Consider the following 3,202-nt stretch of genomic DNA (forward strand, 5'->3'; position numbering starts at 1 on the left):
TCTTATTGGAGACTTTCGATAATCATTTTGATTACGGCTAAGAGAGTTCCAATTTCGAGAGCGAGCTGGATGAGTGCGCTAACCACTTTTTTCAGCTCGTTTATTTTATTCTCCATTTCCTGTCACCTCCTTTCTATGTTTAAATTATACCACGTTATAACGTGGTAGTCAAGGGGAAAGTGGGAGAAATTGCAAGTTTCCGATAAACTAACACTGCTCAGAAATGGGCGGTGTTTTTAGTGCTGCAAAAATGCAGCAGGAAAGGAGAACCATATGACACATAAAATCATTAATGCCATCAGCTCCAGGAGCGTTCCTTGCTGGGGCAATCAGAAAAAATATATTGCCGTCCATTACTTAGGTGTGGTCGGTCAGGCTCACGACCTGGCATCGGATGGATGCGGGGCACACTTCTACATTTACTGGGACGGGACTATCTACCAGAGGTGCAGCCTGGATGCCGTGCCCTGGGCGGTAGGCACGGCAGGATATTACACCCAGAAGCACCCGGAAGCCCGGAACAGCAACACTATCAGCATTGAAATGTGCTGCAAGTGCGACGGGAACGCGGCCAGTGCGGAGGATAAGAGGTGGTACTTCACGAAAGAGACGCAGGAGGCGTGTGCGTGGCTGGTGGCGAAGCTCCGCCATGAACAGGGCATCCCATCCACAAATGTACTGCGCCATTACGATATCGTAAATAAGACCTGTCCGGCTCCATATGTGCATAACAACGGGTATAAGACAAGCTGGACGTGGACAACGTTTAAACAGAGGGCAGAAGAATACTTCAATGCCGGACAGAAACTGGAGCTGAAACCCGGCATGAAGGTAAAGCTGACGCAGGATATTGCCATCCGGGACGGAGTTTCCACCAAGTCCCAGCAGGCGGGGTACGTAAAGTATACGCAGCTCGCCGCATCGGCAAAGAAGAAGTGCCGCCGCCTGTCCGGGAATAAAACCAAACTGAAAAAGGACAGCGTAGTGGAAATCAAGAAAGTTACTACCGCTTTTGACGGGAGCACCTGGGTTCAGATTAAGAGCGGCTGGCTGCCTGTTGTGGTGAAAGGGAAATACCGGGTAAAGGCAGTATAGAAAACAGGAAGGGCGGTGTCTACCGACCTTCCTGCTCATCATAAATCATGCGTTGTGTTTTTCTGATGATTTAAATTTCTGAGATGATTCTTTAAAATCAGATTGATGCATTGGCTAAGAGAACGGTCGTCCTCTTCGGCAAGCTGCTTTAATATTGCAATCATATCAGAATCCAAAGTAATACTTATCTTGCTTTTTAGTGGTTTCATTGCTTCATACCTCCTGTAATATACGATATTATACAATATAGTACACCACATTCCAACTGACAAACTGCATGAAATTAGTGCGTTAACATTGTATAGTTTGTGTATAGCGCACTAACTTCCAAAGGTGGTATAATGAAATTATAAAGGAGGGGGGCAATGGCATATAATGAAAAACAAAAAGAATATACAATGAAATATTTGGAAAAGTTAAAAGAAATTCGGTTTAGAGTAAAACCCGAAGAATATGAGCAGTATGAACAGGCAGCCAAGATAGCAGGATATCCAAGTATGCGGCAATTTTATTTAGATGCATTGCAGGAAAAGACTGAAAAAATATTGAATTAGCGTGTTAATGATATTGATATATAGCGCACTATATGATATAATGATATTGCCAGATAAGGGCAAGCGAATCTGGTGAAGAATGGAGGAAAGGAAATGGTAGAGGTTATGACAGATAAACAAATGCAATTTATAGCGTGGCTGATTACAACAGCAACTGACAAGTGCCAGACGATGGACGAGGTAAGGGAAATGAACAAGGACATCCGTAAACACTCAACCGGATTCAAAGAAGAAGCAGAGGAACAGAAAAAAGACGAATAACACAAAGAGAGCGGAACTTGCCACCGCTCTTTTTTGATGGGTTATTTAAGGAAATATGCTGCTGTAATAATACCGGGAGCAGCGGGATTCAGGTCAATGGCTAAAATGAAAAAGCTGTTTTATAACTTCGGATAAGTCAGAAAACGTCCTGATAAACATGAACGGTTAGCAACACGTTAGCAACAAAAATCCCTGAAAACCCGCATAAAACCGTGAGTAAACTTAAGGAGATTATAAGAATTTCACTTCTTGTCAGATACTGCAAACTATGACATAATAAATTTAATAATATAGTTTCGTATATGGATAAGCAATACACTGTGATTTTTCAATTTTTCCATTGTGAAAATCAGTAAACAAGACTGCATAAAAACTTATTTTGTTAAGCTTTACGTATAGTTATTGTTTCATGTTTAAAGAGGGGGGGGAGTTTTCATGTTTACAACAAAGATACGTAGATTGGCGATTTTTGTCTCCTTATTACTTATCCTTTTGCTTTCAGTGAAAGCAGAAGCTGCGGATTATCAGCTGATACGCCATGACACAAAAATGTCTTGTGTTGATGCTCAAACAGGCACCGCTATTACATCTCAATTTATTACTTATAAAGGGTATACATACTATTTTGATGCAAACGGTTTTGCCCACACAGGATGGCTGAGACTCGGGAAGAATTACTACTTTTTTAACGCCGATGGCTCTATGATAAAGAATCGGTGGATGAATCAATATTATTTCCTGACTGATGGCAGGATGGCCAAAAACCGATGGATTAAGAAATGCTATGTTGGCTCTGATGGTCGTGTAATTCCCGGTTATAGGAAACGATTAAAAGAAAAGTTTGTTAATACAAAACAAGGGAAAAAATACAGAAATTCTGACGGAAGTTACGTTACCCAGGCTTGGCAATGTATCAAAGGTTACTGGTATTATTTCTATTCCAGCGGGCTTATGGCTCGTAATTCACAGATTGGAAAATATTATGTAGACAGGCAGGGGCGCATGGTTGTAAAAAAATGGGTACGCATCGGAAAACGCAAATACTATTATGGCCCTGACGGACGTCTGAGAAAAATACAAAAATTGCAAACCGGCACAAAAAAGAAAGAAGTTTAAGAAATGTTCTAAAAGGTGCAGAACATTGTGGTAAATTGTATAATTAGAAGCAAATAGAGGAGAAGAAATCCTTTGTTTGCTTCTTTTTTACTTTCTGGTAAATTCCGACCTATTGACACACAAAGAAAAACATATGTTTACCGAACATATGTTAGATAGATATGTGTTTCAGGTAT

The 3,202-nt window shown here is 40.9% G+C and carries 5 protein-coding genes; 4 read left to right on the plus strand and 1 reads right to left on the minus strand.

The features are described from left to right. The first annotated feature begins 273 nt into the window (after window positions 1-273). Window positions 274-1,095 carry a peptidoglycan recognition protein family protein gene (locus NFR99_RS14935; RefSeq protein ID WP_251354051.1) on the plus strand — a complete coding sequence of 274 codons (822 nt, stop codon included), beginning with the start codon at window positions 274-276 and terminating at the stop codon, window positions 1,093-1,095. 38 nt (window positions 1,096-1,133) lie between these two features. Here NFR99_RS14935 and NFR99_RS14940 read toward each other — a convergent pair whose 3' ends face one another. Further along, a complete protein-coding gene (locus tag NFR99_RS14940; protein ID WP_135977047.1) occupies window positions 1,134-1,304 on the minus strand; it encodes a ribbon-helix-helix protein, CopG family in 171 nt (56 codons plus the stop codon). A 156-nt stretch (window positions 1,305-1,460) separates the two neighbouring features. Here NFR99_RS14940 and NFR99_RS14945 point away from each other — a divergent pair, with 156 nt between their 5' ends. The 3 genes from NFR99_RS14945 to NFR99_RS14955 all read left to right on the plus strand — a co-directional run bounded on the left by NFR99_RS14945 (window position 1,461) and on the right by NFR99_RS14955 (window position 3,026). After that, on the plus strand, window positions 1,461-1,649 hold the full coding sequence (locus NFR99_RS14945) for a type II toxin-antitoxin system TacA family antitoxin (protein ID WP_135977048.1): 189 nt from the start codon (window positions 1,461-1,463) through the stop codon (window positions 1,647-1,649). Between the two features lie 93 nt (window positions 1,650-1,742). Further along, entirely contained in the window at window positions 1,743-1,910 is a 168-nt protein-coding gene (locus NFR99_RS14950) for a hypothetical protein (RefSeq protein ID WP_158605101.1), read from the plus strand. Between the two features lie 435 nt (window positions 1,911-2,345). Next, window positions 2,346-3,026, plus strand: coding sequence for an N-acetylmuramoyl-L-alanine amidase family protein (locus NFR99_RS14955; RefSeq protein ID WP_251354052.1), 681 nt, complete (start codon window positions 2,346-2,348; stop codon window positions 3,024-3,026). Window positions 3,027-3,202: the final 176 nt, after the last annotated feature.

Source organism: Hominisplanchenecus murintestinalis, assembly GCF_943193015.1.
In the GTDB taxonomy this organism is placed as follows: Bacteria; Bacillota; Clostridia; order Lachnospirales; family Lachnospiraceae; genus Hominisplanchenecus_A; species Hominisplanchenecus_A murintestinalis.

Bases quoted from the DNA above. Each gene is read 5' to 3' on its own strand.
- NFR99_RS14935 (WP_251354051.1), top strand. From the start codon at position 274: ATGACACATAAAATCATTAATGCCATCAGCTCCAGGAGCGTTCCTTGC.
- NFR99_RS14940 (WP_135977047.1), bottom strand. From the start codon at position 1,304: ATGAAACCACTAAAAAGCAAGATAAGTATTACTTTGGATTCTGATATG.
- NFR99_RS14945 (WP_135977048.1), top strand. From the start codon at position 1,461: ATGGCATATAATGAAAAACAAAAAGAATATACAATGAAATATTTGGAA.
- NFR99_RS14950 (WP_158605101.1), top strand. From the start codon at position 1,743: ATGGTAGAGGTTATGACAGATAAACAAATGCAATTTATAGCGTGGCTG.
- NFR99_RS14955 (WP_251354052.1), top strand. From the start codon at position 2,346: ATGTTTACAACAAAGATACGTAGATTGGCGATTTTTGTCTCCTTATTA.